Consider the following 17,641-nt stretch of genomic DNA (forward strand, 5'->3'; position numbering starts at 1 on the left):
ACCAACAAGAACGAGGGATGCGCTATGGAGTTTTTGCATAAAGTGGCCTGGCTCGTGCTGATGTTGCTGGCCGGTTTCGGCCAGGCCACTGCCGCCACTGCCGCCAGGGATGACAGCCAGGCCGCCATTGCCCTGCTGGAAAAAGCCTTGGCCTATTACCACGACAACGGCGACAAGGCGTTCGCCGCGTTCAGCCGCCAGGGGGAATTTGTCGACAAGGACCGTTACGTGTTTGTGGTCGATACCAAGGGCGTGATGCTCGCCAGCGGCGGGCCTTCATCGGCATTGATCGGCCGCGATGTCAGCGAAGTGCTCGGGCCGGATTTGCAAAAGGCTTTCAAAGAGGCACTGAAAGTGCCGGAAGGCAACGGTATCCAACAAGCCGAATACCGCTGGCAGAACTGGGCCGACGGCAAGGTTGAGCGCAAGCACGTGTTCTATCAGCGTGTGGGGCAGCGCATTCTCGCGGTCGGTTATTACCTGCCACGGGCATCGGCCGAGCAGGCCAAAGCGTTGCTGGATAAAGCTGCGAGGGATCTGACCAAAGACGAAAAGGGCACGCTGACGGCAATCAACTCCCTCAAGGGTGGTTACCTGCAGGATGACCTGTATGTGTTTGTGGTCGACCTGAACAATCAGCGCTACGTCGCCCATGGCACCAACCTGCGCCTGATCAATACCGACTTCGGCAAGGTCAAGGACCCGGAAGGCAAACCGGTGGGCGAGCCGATCCTGGCGCTGATCGGCAAACAGGACGAGGGCGAATACGAATACCGCTGGAAAAACCCGGTGACCGGCAAGATCGAGGACAAGCATGCCTACCTGAAAAAAGTCGGGCACTTCCTGGTGGCGGTGGGTTATTACAGCCCTTGAGTGAACACCGTTCCCTTGTGGGAGCGAGCCTGCTCGCGAATGCGGCGTGTCATTGAGCTATGTGTTGGCTGACACCGCGCCTTCGCGAGCAGGCTCGCTCCCACAGTGCTATTTGTTGCAGCAGTTATTTCGCGCCGTGCTCCCGCCCGCGCAGCAGGTTATTGGGCATGGCAATCGCTGCCGCCAGGCCCAGCAGCGACACCGCCGTGCTGACCCACAGCAAATGGCGGAACGTCACCAGCAGCTCCGCGCGCAAGGCGTCCTGCGCATCCCCCGACGCTGCGTTCAAACCGTCCAGCAGCACGTTGCCCGAATGCCCTTCGCTCATCAATGAGCTGCCCGCCAGATGGGCAAAACTGGAGTCGTGCAACAACGCCAGCAACAGCGCCGACATCAACGCCACGCCCACCGCGCCGCCGAGGGAGCGGAACAGGTTGGTAGTGCTGGTGGCCACGCCGATGTCGCGCTGCTCAACCGCGTTTTGCGTGCCGACCAGCGAAGTCGGAAATTGCATGCCGCCGGCGATCCCGCTGAGCAGCATGAACAAGCCGCTGAGCAGCGTCGCTTGTGGGGGGCTGAAGGCCATGCCGAGAATCGAGATCGGCATGAGGATCGCACCGGTGAGGATCTGCGGTTTATAGCGCCCGGTGATCGACGTGCGGCGGCCGGCGAAATAGGCACCGATCGGCAACCCCATCGCCAGTGGCAGCAAGTGCAACGCCGCGCTGTCAGCGCCGGCGCCGGTCACGGTCTGAAAACGCAGCGGCATCAGCACAATCAGCGAAATTGCCTGGAAACTGGTAAAGAAAATCGTGCACCAGCACAGCAGCGCATTGCGGTTGGCGAACAAGTGCATCGGCAGCAACGGTTCGCGCGCCCGGCGTTCATGCCAGACAAACAGCGCCAGCACCACCAATGCGCAAGCGAACAATCCGAGCACTTCGCTGCTGCGCCACGAATGGCCCTGGCCCACTTCGGTGATGCCGAGCAACAACGCTGTCAGGCCGATGATCATCAGCACGGTGCCGAAGTAATCGATGACCGGTTTGCGCTGCGGAATCGGCAAGCCGCGCAGGTTGCGGCGTGCCACCCACCACGCGCCCAGGCCCAGCGGCAGGTTGATCAGGAAGACCCAACGCCACGACAGGTATTCAGTCATATAACCGCCGAGTACCGGGCCGGCGACGCTGGCCACGGCGTACATGCTGCTGAAATAACCCTGATAGCGGCCGCGTTCGCGCGGCGGGACGATGTCGCCGATGATCGCCTGGCTTACCGAGATCATCCCGCCGGCGCCGATGCCCTGAAGAATCCGCGCCAGCACCAGTTGCTCCATGCTCTGCGCCATGCCACAGAACAGCGAGGCGAGGGTGAACAGGCCCATGCCGAACAGCATCAGTTTGCGCCGCCCGTACAAATCGCCGAGCTTGCCGTAGATCGGCACTGCCACGGTCATCGCCACCATGTAGCCGGAAATGACCCACGCCAGCAGGCTGACGTCCTTGAATTGCGCGGAGATGGCGGGCATCGACACGGCGACGATGGTCTGGTCCAGCGCACCCAGAAAGATCGCCATCATCAAGGCGACCAGCACGCTGCGAATGGCCGGTTTGGGCGTTTCAGGCTGATTGAGAGTGGTCACGGAAGAACCTGCGGGCAGTGATTGACCCGCGCGGGCAAGGCGAGCGGGCAAGTGCTCGCCACTATAAGTCGATAGCAGGCTATTCGATAGCCTCGTACGCAAGCCCGACGTAATTTTCTGCAATGGTTTTCTGCCCGGCTTGCGAGCTGACAAAGTAGTCCAGCTCCGACGCACTGATGCGCTGGCTGAATTCATCCTGGTCGTCAAAGCGATGCAGCATCGACGTCATCCACCAGGAAAACCGCTCGGCTTTCCATACCCGGCGCAGGCAGATCTGTGAATATTTTTCCAGCAGGTCCGTGCGACCTTCGCGGTAGACCTTCAGCAGAATGTTGAACAGCGTGCTGACGTCGCTGGCTGCGAGATTCAAGCCCTTGGCACCTGTGGGGGGAACGATGTGCGCGGCGTCGCCGACCAGAAACATCCGGCCATACTGCATCGGCTCGACAACAAAACTGCGCAGCGGCGCGATGCTTTTTTCGATCGACGGGCCGGTCACCAGTTTCTTGGCAAGCGCCACCGGCAGGCGTTTCTTCAGCTCATCCCAGAAGCGCGCATCACTCCAGTCATCGACATTCTCATCTGCCGGCACTTGCAGGTAATAGCGGGTGCGGGTGGCCGAGCGCATGCTGCACAGGGCGAATCCGCGCTCGTGGCGGGCGTATACAAGTTCATCGTGAACCGGTGGCGTGTCGGCCAGAACACCCAGCCAGCCAAACGGGTAGACCCGCTCGAAGACCTTCAGGCAATCGGCAGGAATCGACTGCCGCGCGACGCCATGGAAGCCGTCGCAACCGGCGATGTAATCACAATCGACACGCCAGGTTTCGCCATCCTTTTCGAACGTGACATACGCTTCGTCACTTTTCATGTCGTGGGGAACGACATTACCGGCCTGATAAATCGTCGGCGCGCCAGCGTCCCGACGAGCGGCCATCAGATCGCGGGTGACCTCGGTCTGACCGTAAACCATGACGGTCTTGCCCCCGGTCAATGCGTGCAGATCGATATGCACCAGTCGGCCGTCCAGCGCGAGGTCGAAGCCGCCATGAACCAGGCCTTCGGCATCCATTCGCTGGCCCACGCCGGCCTGCCGCAACAGCTCTACCATGCCTTGTTCAAGTACACCGGCACGGATTCGGCCGAGGATGTAGTCAGGCGTCTGGCGTTCGAGGATAAGGGTGTCGATGCCAGCGTTATGCAGTAACTGGCCGAGCAGGAGTCCGGAAGGACCGGCGCCGATAATGGCGACTTGGGTTTTCAGCGTTTTCATTGTTTTTATGTCTCGCAAGCTTCACGCAGCAAACGCCGGTGAATGATTTTTATGGATCGAGTGCTTGCATTTTTCCCTTGCGGGTCTGTCAATTGAAGGTGAAAACTGAGCCGATACCTGTACATTCTGCCAATCGGTGCGATTATCGCCCATAACCCCGAGGCCTGGATTGAAGTGATGAACAAGCCTGCCCTGCCTTCGATTCCGGTGTTCAAGCTCTACGGCGAAAGCCTGGACTGGCCGACCCCGGACCTGCTGCACTGTGAAACCATTTCTTCGCGCAGTCGCGAGCATCAATGGGAAATCAAACCTCACCGCCACGCGGATCTGTGCCAGCTGCTCTTCGTTTTCAAAGGTCAGGCAGAGCTTGAAATCGAAGGCCAGCGCACGCAACTGCAAACTCCCGCGATTCAAGTCCTGCCACCGCTGTCGGTGCACGGCTTTCGATTCTCGGAGGATGTCGAAGGGTTCATCGTGACCCTGGCGACGCCGCTGATCAAACACCTGCAAGCGCAACTGGGCGACTCGGTGCACGCCCTGGCCAGCGCGGACAATTACCCGGCCGGCGAGGACGGCGATTACCTGAACAGCCTGGTTTCGGCGTTGCAGGCCGAGTACAACGGCCATCAACCGGCGCGGGAAATGCTCATGCATTCGCTGGTCAGCGTGATCATGGTCTGGGTCAGCCGCCAGGCGATCGTCCGGCACAAGGCCAGTCAGCGACCGCAACGCCAGCGCGAATACCTCAATGGTTTCATTCAGTTGGTGGAAGAGACTTATCGCCAGCACGTGAAAGTCGAAGACCTCGCCCATCGCCTGGGGATCTCGGTATCACACCTCAACGGCACCTGCCGTGAACTGGCCGGGCAACCGGCATTGCAGATCATGCATGAGCGTCAGCTGCTCGAAGCCAAGCGCCTGCTGACGTACACGAGCATGACGATTTACGAGATGTCGGAGTTGTTGGGGTTCTCGGATCCGACCAATTTCACGCGCCTGTTCCGGCGCCGGGTGGGGATTTCGCCAAAGGCATTTCGCGACCGACTGAAGGCCGAACAACAACCTTAAAACCACCACCCAACAACTGTGGGAGCGAGCTTGCTCGCGAAGGCGGAGTGTCATTCAACAAATAGGCTGACTGACCCGCCGCTTTCGCGAGCAAGCTCGCTCCCACAGGGTTGCATTCCAGCGCAGGTCACTCAGCGCAACGCGTTCAGCGTCGCGTTGTGCGGAATACAGCGCTCATGGCTGCAACTCGCATATTCGCGTGGCAGCTGTCGCAACTGCTCGACCCGCCAGGCAGCGGTGCCGTACAGCGCCAGCGTGGCGGCGCAGGTGATGAAAATCGCGGCGTACCTTTTTGTTTTGATGTTCATGGTAATGACCTCTGAACGTCTACCTTGCGGTATTACTTTCAGCATAGAACAAGATCAAAAGATCGCAGCCTTCGGCAGCGCCTGCATTTGAAATGCGTTTCCCCTGTAGGAGCTGCCGAAGGCTGCGATCTTTTGACTTTTACAATCCCACATCCCACTCCGGGTTTTCGGGAAAGCGCTCAACAAGGAAGTCGAGCATACTGCGCAGTGCCGCCGGCATGTGTTTGCGCGAGGCGTACACCGCATAGATATTCATTTGCCGCGGTTCGGCTTGCGGCAGCAGGCGCACCAGTTCACCGTTGTGAATATGCACGCCAGCCTGGTAGGTCGGCAGCATCGCCACGCCCGCGCCGGCCAGGGTTGCGCGCAGTAAGGTGCTCGCTTCGTTGGCGCTGATATTGCCCTGCACCGGCACCGACACCGGTTCGCCATCCTCCTCGAAGTGCCACAGGCTCTTGCCGAAATAGGAATGTGTCAGGCAGTTGTGGCGGCTCAGGTCCTCGACGGTGTGCGGCGCCGGATGCTCGTGCAGATAGGCCGGCGCTGCGCAGACCACCGAGCGACAAACTGTCAGGCGCCGGGCGATCAGATTAGGGTCCAGGTCATTGCTGGTACGAATCGCCAGATCGATGCGCTCATCGACCAGATTCACCGTGCGGTCGAGCATCTGCAGGTCGATGCTCACGCCGGGGTAAAGCTTGACGTACGCCGCCACCGCATCGGCCAGTTGCGCCTGGCCGAACGACGTGCTGACGCTGATCCGCAGCAGGCCGCGCGGCGCGTCATGGGGTTCGCTGACGGCGGCCTGTATGTCGTGCGACAACTCAATCATCTGGCGACAACGCGGGAGGATTTCACTGCCGGCGGCGGTCAGGCTCAATTTGCGCGTGGTGCGGTGCATCAGTCGTGCGCCGACCCAGTCTTCCAGCTCCGCCAGATAGCGCGACACGACGGGCCGCGACAGGTCCAGATGATCGGCCGCCGCTGACTGGCTGCCCAGATCCACCACGGTGACGAACACCCGCATTGCTTGAAGACGATCCATGATTTGCACGCTTTCAGAAACAAACTATGTTCAAGCATCGCATTTTTTGTACTGAGTCTGGCAACTAAGCTCTGTTCATCGCCCAACGGGCATTCGAACTCTGGAGCAACAGATGATCGGCTTCACCCCATTTAAACGTGTTCTGCTCGCTGCTGCATTTTCAGGTTTTGCTGCTCACGCATCCGCTGCCGACCTGAGCCTCGACGTCTACAACCCTGGCACACAAGCAATTTTCCCGGTGAGCTCGGTGCTGGTCAGTGGTGAGAAAGAAGCGATTCTGGTCGATGCTCAATTCGGTAAATCCCAGGCCGAGCAGGTGGTGGAAAAGATCCGCGCCAGCGGCAAGCAATTGACCACCATTTACATCAGCCACGGCGACCCGGATTACTACTTCGGCCTCGACACTTTGACCAAGGCGTTCCCGAAAGCAAAAGTGCTGGCCTCGCAGCCGACGGTCGATCACATCAAGCACACCGTCGACGGCAAACTGGCCTACTGGGGGTCGAAAATGGGTGCCGACGTGCCGGCAAAAACCATCGTCCCAGAGGTGCTTGACGGCGACAGCCTGACGCTGGAAGGCAAGAAATTGCAGGTCATCGGCCTCGACGGCAAGCAGCCGGATCGCAGCTTCGTGTGGATTCCGTCGCTCAAGGCTGTCGTCGGTGGCGTGGTGGTCGCCGAGCACATTCATGTGTGGATGGCCGACACGCAGACCGCGCAGTCCCATGCCGACTGGCTGCACACTCTGCACACGATCGAGACCCTGAAACCCACAACCGTGGTGCCGGGCCATTACCTGGGCGACAGCAGTCGCTCGCTGGCCAGCGTGAAATTCACCGCCGATTACATCAAGGCGTTCGATGCCGAAACCGCAATGGCCAAAGACTCCGCTGCGCTGATCGCGGCGATGAAAAAACGCTACCCGCAACTCGGTGAGGAAAGCTCGCTGGAACTGAGCGCAAAAGTCGCCAAGGGCGAAATGCAGTGGTAAGCCGAATCTGAACACGCACTCAAGCCAACTGGAGAATGTCATGAGCAAGATCGCAATCATCGGGGCCACCGGACGTGCCGGTGGCCAACTGCTGGAAGAAGCCCTGCGTCGCGGCCACAGTGTCACGGCGATTGCCCGCGACACATCGAAGATCGGCGCCCGGACCGGTGTCGTCAGCAAGAATGTCGATGTGCTGGGTTCGGCTGCACTGCAAGCGGCGGTGGCGGGTCACGACGTGGTGATCACGGCTGCGCATTTCGCCAGCGTGCCAGCGTCGGCGATTGTCGGGCCGGTTAAACAGGCCGGGGTAAAGCGCCTGTTGGTGGTGGGCGGCGCCGGGTCTCTGCTGCTGCCGGACGACACCCGGGTGATCGACAGTGCCGGGTTCCCGGCCGAGTACAAAACCGAAGCCAGCGCGGGGGCTGCGTTTCTTGACGCGCTGCGTCAGGAGCAGGATTTGGACTGGACATTTGTGTCGCCCTCGGCGGAGTTTGTCGAAGGTGAACGCAGCGGCACATTCCGCGTCGGCAAGGATCACCTGTTGGTGAGTGCCGAAGGGCGAAGCTGGATTACCTTCGCCGATTACGCAATTGCGCTGATCGACGAGGTGGAATCGCCGAAGCATTCGCGGCAGCGTTACACCGTCGGTTACTGATCCGAAAATGCTGTCTCTGTAGGAGCTGCCGAAGGCTGCGATCTTTTGATTCTGATCTGCTGAGACAAGATCAAAAGATCGCAGCCTTCGGCCGCTCCTACACAGTATTCAGCGGGTGTGGGCCTGCTCAACCAGCCAAAGCATCAACTCTTCCAGCTTCGGCGAGGGCTCGGTTCCGACAGGCACTACCACGTAGTACGCCAATCCGGTCCTCACCTTCAACGGGAACGGCATCACCAACCGCCCGGCGTTCAGGTCATCACCAATCAGCGACCAGTCTCCGATCGCCACGCCGGTCCCATGCGACGCCATGGACATCGCCTGATCCAGCGTTTCGAAATGCTGTCCGCTGCCCAGGTTGCTCAGTTGCAGCCCGGCTGCATCCAGCCACACCGACCAGTCCTGGATATCGGGCGTGGGATGCAATAACAGATGCTCCTGCAAATCCTCTGGCGAATTCAGCGCGGGCGACCCTTTGAGCAGTTGCGGCGAGCAGACCGGCGTCAGTTGCTCGTCAAACAGGTGCAACGCCCCCGGCGCGTTGTCCGGTGGTGGGCCATAAATCACTGCGGCGTCGAATGGCTCGCGATGAAAGTCCACCCCGTGCTGCAGCGATGCCGTCAGTTTTACCGGCACGTCCGGACGTTCCTTTTGCCACTGCAGCAAACGCGGCAACAGCCAGCGCATCACGCAGCTGGGCGCTTTGAGTTGCAAGGTCTGACGCTTCAGACCGATCTGTTCAGTGGCTTCGCTGATCTGCCCGAAGACCCGCTCCACGCGCGGTAACCATTCACGTCCTTCGGCGGTCAACGCCAGGCCGCGCGCCAGACGAATGAACAACGGATAACCGAGCTGTTCTTCCAGCCCGGCGATCTGCCGGCTCACCGCGCCCTGGGTGATGTGCAACTGCTCAGCGGCCCGGGTGAAGTTGCAGCACTGCGCCGTGATCAGAAACGTATGCAAAGCGGGGAGGGGCGGCAGTCGTTTCATTTGGATCCAAGGCATGACGTGAGGACATGGCTAGTATGACTTTTAATCGATTGTTGCCGCTAGCGGTGCGCCGTTCCAATGGGCGCTCCACGGACCCTGTAGGAGCGAGCCTGCTCGCGAAGGCGGTTTCATTTTCAACACGCATGTTGACTGATCTGACGCTTTCGCGAGCAGGCTCGCTCCCACACGGGGTCTGTGTTTGTCTATGGGATATGAAGGGCAATCGACATGGCAACGTGCGGCGAAGTGTTGGTCAAGTTACTTGAGAACTATGGCGTCGAGCAGGTGTTCGGCATTCCCGGTGTGCACACCGTTGAGCTCTATCGCGGTCTGGCCCGCTCCAGCATTAATCACGTCACCCCACGGCATGAACAGGGCGCCGGTTTCATGGCCGACGGTTATGCGCGCACCAGCGGCAAACCGGGCGTGTGTTTCATCATTACCGGCCCCGGCATGACCAATATCACCACCGCCATGGGCCAGGCCTACGCCGATTCGATCCCGATGCTGGTGATTTCCAGCGTGCAGTCGCGCAGTCAGTTGGGCGGTGGACGCGGCAAGTTGCATGAACTGCCGAACCAGAGCGCACTGGTCGGTGGCGTCGCCGCGTTCTCGCACACTCTGATGTCCGCCGCCGAGTTGCCGGTGGTGCTGGCGCGTGCGTTTGCCTTGTTCCAGGCCGGACGCCCACGTCCGGTGCACATCGAGATTCCGCTGGACGTGCTGGTGGAAGAAGCCGATGAGCTGCTCGCCAGCGTCCCGGTTTCCATCGACCGCGCCGGTGCTGCTCCGGGTGCCGTGAACCGCATGAGTGAACTGCTGGCCGGCGCACAACGGCCCCTGATTCTCACTGGCGGCGGCGCCATCGATGCGGCCGCCGAACTCACCGAACTGGCCGAACTGCTCGGTGCGCCGGTAGCGCTGACCATCAACGCCAAAGGCATGTTGCCTTCAAGCCACCCACTGCTGATCGGTTCGACGCAAAGCCTGCTCGCCACTCGAGCGCTGGTCGCCGAGGCCGACGTGGTGCTGGCAATCGGCACGGAGCTCGCCGAGACCGATTACGACGTGACTTTCGCCGGCGGTTTCGAGATACCCGGCAAGCTGCTGCGCATCGACATCGATGCCGACCAGACCGTGCGCAACTACACGCCGCACGTCGCGCTGGTTGCCGATTCGCGCAATGCCGCTCTTGCGTTGCTGAGCGCGTTGTCGCACCAACCTTTGGCCGAGCGCCGCAACGATTGGGGCCAGGTGCGCGTCGCACGTCTGCGTGATGAGCTGGCCGCGACCTGGGATGCGCCGGCCCTGGCGCAGACACGTTTCCTAGAAACCGTCTTGCACGAGCTGCCGGATGCGGTGTTCGTCGGCGATTCGACGCAACCGGTGTACACCGGCAACCTCACCTTCAATCCCGAGCGCCCGCGACGCTGGTTCAACTCGTCGACCGGTTACGGCACCCTCGGTTACGCCTTGCCAGCGGCCATTGGCGCCTGGCTCGGCGGCAGCGCCGACGCTGGCGCTCGCCCGCCGGTGGTGTGCCTGATCGGCGACGGTGGCTTGCAATTCACTCTGCCGGAACTGGCCAGCGCCGTCGAAGCGCGAGTGCCGGTGATCGTGCTGCTGTGGAATAACCAGGGCTACGAAGAAATCAAAAAGTACATGGTCAACCGCGCCATTGAGCCGGTCGGCGTCGATATCTACACCCCGGATTTCATCGCGGTGGCCAAGGCCTTGGGCTGCGCCGCCCAAGCGATCGACTCGGTTGAACAATTGCGCAGCGCCCTGCGTGCCGCGAACGATCGCCAAGGCCCGACCTTGATCGAAATCGACCAGAACCAGTGGATGCAGGCGGTGGCCCAATGATCAGCTTCCCTACCACACTCCACGGCCTCTACATCAACGGCCAATGGTCGTCGGGCCGCGATCATCTGCGTGTGATCAACCCGGCCACCGAAGCGCTGCTGACCACGGTCAATGGCGGTGACGAGCAGGCGGTCGATCAAGCCATCAGTGCGGCGTGCGAGGCGTTCAAGGACTGGTCGAAAACCACCGGCGCCGAGCGCGGCGCGATCCTGCGCAACATCGCCAACGGCGTGCGCAATGGCCGCGATCATTTAACCAGGTTGCAGTCGAGCAACAACGGCAAACCGCTGTTCGAGGCGGCCATTGATGTCGATGACGTGATCGCCACCTTCGAGTATTACGCCGAACTCGCCGAAGGACTCGACGCACAACAGGACCGCGCTGTGGCGCTGCCCAGCGATGACTTCAGCGCACGCCTGCGTCGCGAACCCTGCGGTGTGGTCGGGCTGATCGTGCCGTGGAATTTCCCCATGGTCACCACGGCATGGAAACTTGCGCCAGCCCTGGCGGCCGGTTGCTGCGTGGTTCTCAAACCCTCGGAAGTGACGCCGCTGTCCGAGCTGGAGCTGGCAGCGATCATTGCCGAATCCGGTTTGCCAAAAGGCGTGTTCAACCTGGTCTGCGGCACAGGTCTGGCGGTGGGCGCGCCGCTTGCGGCGGATCCGCGCATCGCCAAGATATCCTTTACCGGCAGCAACGCCGTTGGTGTGCAAGTGATGCAACGGGCGGCGGAAACCGTGAAGGGGGTAAGCCTTGAACTGGGCGGCAAGTCATCGCTGCTGGTGCTCGAGGATGCCGATATCGAACTGGCCGTCGAGCTGGCGTGTGGTGGCGGCTTCTTCAATGCCGGGCAGATGTGTTCGGCCACCAGTCGCGTGTTGGTTGCCGATGAGCTGGCGGATGAATTTCTGGAGCGTTTACAAAAGCGTGCCCAAGCGATTCGCGTCGCCGACCCGTTTGACCCGGACGTGGAGATGGGCGCGCTGGTCAATCAGGCGCAATACCAGCGCGTCCTTGGCCACATCGATCGCGGGCTGAGCGCCGGGGCGAAACTGGTCTGCGGCGGCAATCGCCCGGCGCATCTGCCGCGCGGATATTTTTTGCAGCCGACCGTGTTCACGCAAGTGCCCCTCGACAGTGCGCTGTGGTGCGAAGAGATTTTCGGGCCGGTGCTGTGCGTGCGCAGTTTCAGCAGCGAGGCCGAGGCGATCGCCCTGGCCAACGACAGTCAATTCGGCCTCGTCGCCAGTGTGGTGACGCGTAACGCCGAGACCGCCGACCGTGTCGCCAACGCCCTGCACGCGGGGCTTGTGTGGCTTAACGCGCCGCAGGTGATCTTCCCGCAGGCGGCGTGGGGCGGGTACAAGCAGAGCAGCCTCGGGCGCGAATTGGGGCCTTGGGGCTTGCAGGCTTTTCAGGAAATCAAACACGTGATCCGGGCGCACTGAGCGCCCGAAAAAGGTGAACGCGTGCGTCGCAAGGAGGCATGCGTCGGCATCATGGCTTCAATGAGTTTTTATCGATAGTCAGGTGTTTTGCACGACCTCAGGATGAACCCGTCGGCAGCGCTCCAGCCCATGTAATCCGGGGGCTGTCGCAGATCCGGCCGCGCGGATGCAACGATTGCGACCAACCTCATACTTAAAAGAACAAAGGGAGTCCGTCATGGGCGATCACGATCTGAACAGGCGTCAATTCATTAAAACCGTGGGCGTAGCGTCGGTGGCTGCGGCCGCTCTGAGCGTACCCTTCATCCGAGCGAGCGCCAGCGATACCCGTTTTGCCGGCAAGACCCTGCGTTTGCTGACCTGGTCGGATGACACCGGTCTGGCTGCGCTGCGCAACATCGCGGCAACCTTCGAAGCCAGGACCGGTGCCAAGGTCATCGCCGACCGCACCGGCAGTACCTCGGAAATGGTCGCCAAGCTCAAGGCCGGCGGCGATCGCCCGCAGTACGACATCATCACTCTGGCAGGCGTCGGCGCCGAAGGTCTGGCCGCCGCCGGACTGCTCGAGAAGCCCGATCTCAACCGCATTCCCAATCTGATCGACGTGCCGGAAAAGTACCGCACCGGCGCCAACGGCCATGGCATCGGGTACCTGCTGTGGTGCAACAGTCTGGTCTACAGCACCCGCACGCTAAAACAGGCGCCGGACAGTTACGCGGCACTGTGGGACGCGGATCTGGCGCCGAATATTTTCCTGCCACCGCCGAACTGGACCGAGGCGATGGACCTGATCATCATCGCCGCGAAACTGGCCGGTGGTGACGAACACAACATCGAACCGGGCTTCAAGAAACTCGCCGAGCTCAAGGACCGCGTGGTGACCCTGGGCGAAAACCCGAACCAGATTGCCGAGCTGTTTCGCACCGGTTCGCTGGACATGGGCGGATTGTATGCGCCGGCGTTCTTCCCCAAGCAGATTCGCGATCCGAACTACGGCCTCGGCGCCACGTTCGGCATGAAGGAAGGTTTCTACACCGACCTTATGCTCTCGGTGATGCCGAAGAATCGCCCGGGCGACATTGATCTGGCCTACGCCTTCATCGACCACTCTCTTGACCCGCTGGTGCAGGGCAAGATGGCCGAGGACATTTACAACGGTCCGGTCAACGCCAAGGCGATCATTTCCGCTGAGGCCCGCAAGAGTCCGTTCATCCTCACGCCGGAGCAGATTGCCGAGAAGGCGATCATGCACGACAACGCCTTCCTGGCCTCCGTGCATGACCAATGGATTCGTCGTTATACGGAAATTTTTTCTTCCTGACGCCGTCCTTCCAGACACCACAGATTCTCTGTGGGAGCGAGCCTGCTCGCGAATGCAATCTGTCCGTCGCCACAGTGATTGACGGACCCGGCGCTTTCGCGAGCAGGCTCGCTCCCACACGAGACAGAGGCGTTTGGGAGATTCGTTTTCCATTGACGAGATCATTGCTATGGAACATCAATCCCTGACCCAAACGGCAGGCGTGATTCACGCGCGCCGGTCGCACGGTGTTTCGCCAACCGCGCGGGCGTGGCTATTTCTTTCGCCTTCGATGCTGTTTCTCGGCGTGCTGATTGCCGCCAGCCTGCTGGTGCTGCGCATGAGCGTCGGCACCAAAGGCGCGGAGTGGACAGGTTTCAGTCTGGCCAGCTATGCGCAGCTACTCGAACCCTATTACCTCAAATCCCTGCTGCTGACCTTGCGTCTGGCGCTGATCAGCGCGGCGATTGCCGTAGTGCTGGCGATACCGGTGGCGTACACCATGTCGCGCCTGACCTCGCCATTTCTGCGGCGAATATTCCTCGCCGCGGTGCTGTTGCCGTTGCTGGTCAACCTGCTGCTGCAAAGCTACGGCTGGCTGGTGATTCTCGGCCCCGGCGGGATGCTCAACCAGACGCTGATGGGCCTGGGTTTGATCAAGCGACCGATCATGTTGCTGTACAACCAGAACGGCGTGTTGATGGGCCTGGTGCAGACCGCGTTTCCGCTGGCTGTGCTGCCGATTGCCAGCGCCATGCGCGGCGTTGCCCGCACGTACGAAGAAGCGGCGGCAACGCTGGGCGCCAGCCGTTTTCAAGTGTTTCGCCAAGTGGTCTTGCCGATGAGCCTGCCAGGCATCATCACCGGTGCGACGCTGGTGTTCGCCTACAACGCCAGCAGTTTTGTGGTGCCGTTGCTGCTGGGCGGCCGTCGCGTGCCGATGCTGGCCGTGATGGTGCACGACCAGATCGCGCCGCTGATGAACTGGCCTGCCGCGTCGGCTGCCGGTGTGGTGTTGATCGTGACTACCCTGGCAATCATGACGTTGTCCGAATACATCACCGGCCGTCGTCGGCGTCTGCTGGAGGCTTCGCAATGAGTGTTTTGAGCAAAAAGCGTATGGCGTTGCTGCCCGGCGACACAGGCAAGTTCGCGGGCATTCTCTCCGGGTTCATTCTGCTGTTGGCGGTGTTGCCCATCCTGACCATGATCGTCATGTCGTTCAGCGGTGCGTCGAACCTCGACTTCCCCCCGAGCAGCTATAGCCTGCAGTGGTACAAGGCCGCCTGGCACACCTTCGTTGCGCCGGACGCCAGCGACGTGCTGAGCCTCGGTCAGGCAATGGCCACCAGCCTGCTGGTGTCATGTTTGACGATGATCTTCGCCACGCTGATTGCAGTGCCGGCCGCTTATGCGCTGACGCGCTGCGAGTTCCGTGGCAAAGCCGTGGCGCTGCAGCTGATGTCTTTGCCGCTGGTGTTTCCGATGGTGGTGCTGGGACTGGCGTTGCTGTTGGTGTTCGACAGCCTGCCGTTCCACTTGACCACGTCGCGGCTGGTGATCGCCCATGTGATTCTGGCGCTGCCTTTTGTGGTGAAAAACTGCACGGCGGCAATGTTGTCGATCGGCAGCGAAGTCGAGGAAGCGGCACGGATGCTCGGCGCCTCGCCATTGCGCGCCATCGTCGATGTGGTCGTGCCGTTGATGAAGTCGGGCATTCTGGCGGGCATGCTGCTGGCGTTTATCGTCTCGTTCAACGAATTCACCGTGACCTACTTCCTTTACACCATCGACGTCATGACCGTGCCGATCTGGATGTACAGCCGCACCGTGTCATCGCTTGACCCTACCGTGTTCTCGTTTGCCGTACTGATCGTGCTGATCGACTTCGTCCTCATCTGGGCGCTGGAGAAGCTGGTCGGCGAGGGCGGCGTTTCCTTTTGATTTGAGGTGCAACATGACTGGACTGATTCTGGAAAACGTCGAGAAACATTACGGCTCGGCTTGCGCGGTACAAGACGTCAACCTGCATTTGCCGGAGGGCAAACTGGTGTGCTTCCTCGGCCCGTCAGGCTGCGGTAAAACCACTTTGCTGCGGATGATTGCGGGGCTGGAAACCCTGTCGGGCGGCGAGATCCGCCTGGACGGCGAAAACATTGGCCACACCCCGGCGCATCTGCGCAACTTCGGCATGGTGTTTCAATCGTTGGCGCTGTTTCCGCACATGACTGTCGGCGAGAACATCGCCTATCCGCTGAAACTGCGCGGCGTCGGCAAAGCCGAGCAGAAGGCGCGGGTGGTGGAGTTGCTGGAGCTGATCCAGTTGCAGGCAATGATTGATCGTCCGGTGGCGAAACTCTCCGGCGGTCAGCGCCAGCGTGTGGCAATTGCCCGGGCGATTGCTTCGCACCCGAAAATCCTTTTGCTCGACGAACCGCTGTCGGCGCTCGACGCCAAGTTGCGCGAGTCGATGCAGGTGGAAATCCGCCAACTGCAGCAACGCCTGAACATCACCACGATTATGGTCACCCACGATCAACGCGAAGCGATGACCATGGCCGACATCGTTGTCGTGCTCGGCGAGCACAAGGTTCAGCAGGTCGGTACGCCCATCGAAATCTATCGGCACCCGGCCAATGAATTCGTGGCCGACTTTATCGGCTCCGGCAATATCTTCCCGGCCACGGCGCTGGGCGACGGCAAGGTCAGCCTGCCGGGCGGTGACGCGCTGCAAGTGCCGATCTGCAGCAGCATTGTCGTCGGGCAAAAGGTGAAGATGCTGATTCGCCCCGAAGACCTGCAACTGTCCGCACCGCAGGCGACGGCGGGGAATCGGTTGCTGGGCAAGGTGACATTCGTGCGCGATATCGGCGCGACCATCGAGACCACGGTCGAGTGTTCCGGCGTGACGTTTACAGCGCTGAGCACACCGTGTCAGGGGATCGGGCTGGGGATAGGGCATCCGGTGTCGGTGACGTTGCCGGTTGAGGCGTGTCGGGTGCTGGGGGGCTGATCCGGATTCGATGTTGGCCCTGCCGGCGCCATCGCGAGCAGGCTCGCTCCCACAGATCATTGCATTCCAGATGTGGGAGCGAGCCTGCTCGCGAAGCGGCCTTTAACCGCACCGAAAATTCAGCGTTACACCGACAGCCGCAACCGCGCCAGATCCCGCAATGGCGGCGCACCAAACAAGCGGCTGTACTCGCGGCTGAACTGCGACGGGCTTTCATACCCCACGCGATACCCCGCCGCCGACGCCTCCAGCCCTTCGGTCAACATCAGGCGTCGCGCCTCTTGCAGGCGCAACTGCTTCTGATATTGCAGCGGACTCATCGCCGTCATCGCCTTGAAGCGGTGATGCAAAGTCGACACGCTGAGGTTCACTTCCCTGGCCAGATCATCGATGCGCAGCGGTTGCTCGAAATGGCTGTTGAGCCACTTGATCGCCTGGCTGATGCGATGGCTCTGGCTGTTGGCAATCGCGATCTCATACAGACGATGACCCTGCGGACTGCGCAGCAGACGATAGAGAATCTCGCGGCGAATCAGTGGCGCGAGCATGGCGATGTCTTTTGGCGCATCGAGCAAACGCGCCAGGCGCAGCACGGCATCGAGCATGGCGCTGTCGATTTTTTCGACATATAGACCACGCCCGGTCGGCCGGGTCGGCACCCCCATCGGGCCGGCGTCGGCGATCAGCGCGGTGATTTCGGTCGGATCAATGTCCAGGCGCACGGCGAGGATCGGTTCCTCTGGCGAGACATTGACCACACGCCCGCTCAGCGGCATCGAAACCGACACCACCAGGTAATTCAGTGGGTCGTAATTGAAAAACTCGTCAGCCAGCCGAACCTCTTTGCGACCCTGCGCCATGATGCACAGCGCAGGTTGCGCGAGCACCGGGGCGAAGTCGTGGGACTGGGTGTGGCGCGACATGACCAGCGAGCCGATGGCGGTCTGGTAGCTGCCATCCTCGCAGGTGTTGCGGCGGATGATCGCCGCCAGTTCCGCGCGCTGCTTTTCCATGTCAGCGCTGGGTTCGGCTTGAAAACGATCGAATGACGTCATGCGCGGCATCCTCGGCAAGTGAGGGGGGAATGGAGCAGAGCATAAGTTTGTGCAAGCGCAGGCGGTAGACGCATTCTGCCTAATGCTTGCCTGATTCTGCACGGAGCTGTTTGC

Annotated in this window: 16 protein-coding genes; 10 read left to right on the forward strand and 6 right to left on the reverse strand. The window is 61.0% G+C overall.

Annotated features, from left to right (window positions below; genetic code table 11):
- The first annotated feature begins 24 nt into the window (after positions 1–24).
- Positions 25–873, forward strand: a complete 849-nt coding sequence (locus HU727_RS07205) for a cache domain-containing protein (RefSeq protein WP_186530128.1) — start codon at positions 25–27, stop codon at positions 871–873.
- 124 nt (positions 874–997) lie between these two features.
- Here the strand turns inward: HU727_RS07205 and HU727_RS07210 are convergent, their stop codons facing one another.
- Together HU727_RS07210 and pobA are read right to left on the reverse strand one after the other, a co-directional pair.
- Entirely contained in the window at positions 998–2,515 is a 1,518-nt protein-coding gene (locus HU727_RS07210) for an MDR family MFS transporter (protein WP_186530126.1), read from the reverse strand.
- A gap of 79 nt (positions 2,516–2,594) precedes the next feature.
- Entirely contained in the window at positions 2,595–3,779 is a 1,185-nt protein-coding gene (pobA, locus tag HU727_RS07215; protein WP_437180377.1) for a 4-hydroxybenzoate 3-monooxygenase, read from the reverse strand.
- Between the two features lie 186 nt (positions 3,780–3,965).
- On the opposite strand from pobA, the gene HU727_RS07220 reads away from it, so the two are divergent.
- Entirely contained in the window at positions 3,966–4,856 is an 891-nt protein-coding gene (locus HU727_RS07220; protein ID WP_186530122.1) for a helix-turn-helix domain-containing protein, read from the forward strand.
- 131 nt (positions 4,857–4,987) lie between these two features.
- On the opposite strand, the gene HU727_RS07225 is transcribed toward HU727_RS07220, so the two are convergent.
- Together HU727_RS07225 and HU727_RS07230 are read right to left on the reverse strand one after the other, a co-directional pair.
- Positions 4,988–5,164: a hypothetical protein gene (locus HU727_RS07225; protein ID WP_186530120.1), complete on the reverse strand. Its 177-nt coding sequence runs from the start codon at positions 5,162–5,164 to the stop codon at positions 4,988–4,990.
- Positions 5,165–5,303: 139 nt separating this feature from the next.
- Positions 5,304–6,209: a LysR family transcriptional regulator gene (locus HU727_RS07230; protein ID WP_202883530.1), complete on the reverse strand. Its 906-nt coding sequence runs from the start codon at positions 6,207–6,209 to the stop codon at positions 5,304–5,306.
- Between the two features lie 112 nt (positions 6,210–6,321).
- Between HU727_RS07230 and HU727_RS07235 the strand changes: the two genes are divergently transcribed.
- Both HU727_RS07235 and HU727_RS07240 read left to right on the forward strand, forming a co-directional pair.
- Positions 6,322–7,200 (forward strand): MBL fold metallo-hydrolase, encoded by an 879-nt coding sequence (locus HU727_RS07235; protein ID WP_186530118.1) that lies wholly within the window; start codon positions 6,322–6,324, stop codon positions 7,198–7,200.
- Between the two features lie 40 nt (positions 7,201–7,240).
- A complete protein-coding gene (locus HU727_RS07240; protein ID WP_186530116.1) occupies positions 7,241–7,855 on the forward strand; it encodes an NAD(P)-dependent oxidoreductase in 615 nt (204 codons plus the stop codon).
- A gap of 108 nt (positions 7,856–7,963) precedes the next feature.
- Here the strand turns inward: HU727_RS07240 and HU727_RS07245 are convergent, their stop codons facing one another.
- Complete coding sequence (locus HU727_RS07245; RefSeq protein WP_186530114.1) at positions 7,964–8,845, reverse strand: LysR substrate-binding domain-containing protein; 882 nt, start codon at positions 8,843–8,845, stop codon at positions 7,964–7,966.
- A gap of 228 nt (positions 8,846–9,073) precedes the next feature.
- Between HU727_RS07245 and HU727_RS07250 the strand changes: the two genes are divergently transcribed.
- From HU727_RS07250 to HU727_RS07275, 6 genes are all read left to right on the forward strand, one after another.
- Entirely contained in the window at positions 9,074–10,711 is a 1,638-nt protein-coding gene (locus tag HU727_RS07250; protein ID WP_186530112.1) for a 5-guanidino-2-oxopentanoate decarboxylase, read from the forward strand.
- The gene (locus HU727_RS07255; protein WP_186530110.1) at positions 10,708–12,159 is read left to right on the forward strand and encodes an aldehyde dehydrogenase family protein; all 1,452 of its coding nucleotides are present in this window, start codon (positions 10,708–10,710) and stop codon (positions 12,157–12,159) included. The genes HU727_RS07250 and HU727_RS07255 overlap by 4 nt, the downstream gene beginning before the upstream one ends.
- Positions 12,160–12,376: 217 nt before the next feature.
- The gene (locus HU727_RS07260; protein ID WP_186530108.1) at positions 12,377–13,480 is read left to right on the forward strand and encodes an extracellular solute-binding protein; all 1,104 of its coding nucleotides are present in this window, start codon (positions 12,377–12,379) and stop codon (positions 13,478–13,480) included.
- Positions 13,481–13,649: 169 nt separating this feature from the next.
- Complete coding sequence (locus tag HU727_RS07265) at positions 13,650–14,558, forward strand: ABC transporter permease (protein ID WP_186530106.1); 909 nt, start codon at positions 13,650–13,652, stop codon at positions 14,556–14,558.
- Entirely contained in the window at positions 14,555–15,403 is an 849-nt protein-coding gene (locus HU727_RS07270) for an ABC transporter permease (RefSeq protein WP_186530104.1), read from the forward strand. Before HU727_RS07265 ends, HU727_RS07270 begins: the two co-directional genes overlap by 4 nt.
- Before the next feature lie 13 nt (positions 15,404–15,416).
- Complete coding sequence (locus tag HU727_RS07275) at positions 15,417–16,472, forward strand: ABC transporter ATP-binding protein (RefSeq protein WP_186530102.1); 1,056 nt, start codon at positions 15,417–15,419, stop codon at positions 16,470–16,472.
- 125 nt (positions 16,473–16,597) lie between these two features.
- On the opposite strand, the gene HU727_RS07280 is transcribed toward HU727_RS07275, so the two are convergent.
- Positions 16,598–17,527, reverse strand: coding sequence for an AraC family transcriptional regulator (locus HU727_RS07280; RefSeq protein ID WP_186530100.1), 930 nt, complete (start codon positions 17,525–17,527; stop codon positions 16,598–16,600).
- Positions 17,528–17,641 lie beyond the last annotated feature (114 nt).

This window comes from Pseudomonas khorasanensis, from assembly GCF_014268505.2.
Lineage (GTDB): Bacteria > Pseudomonadota > Gammaproteobacteria > Pseudomonadales > Pseudomonadaceae > Aquipseudomonas > Aquipseudomonas khorasanensis.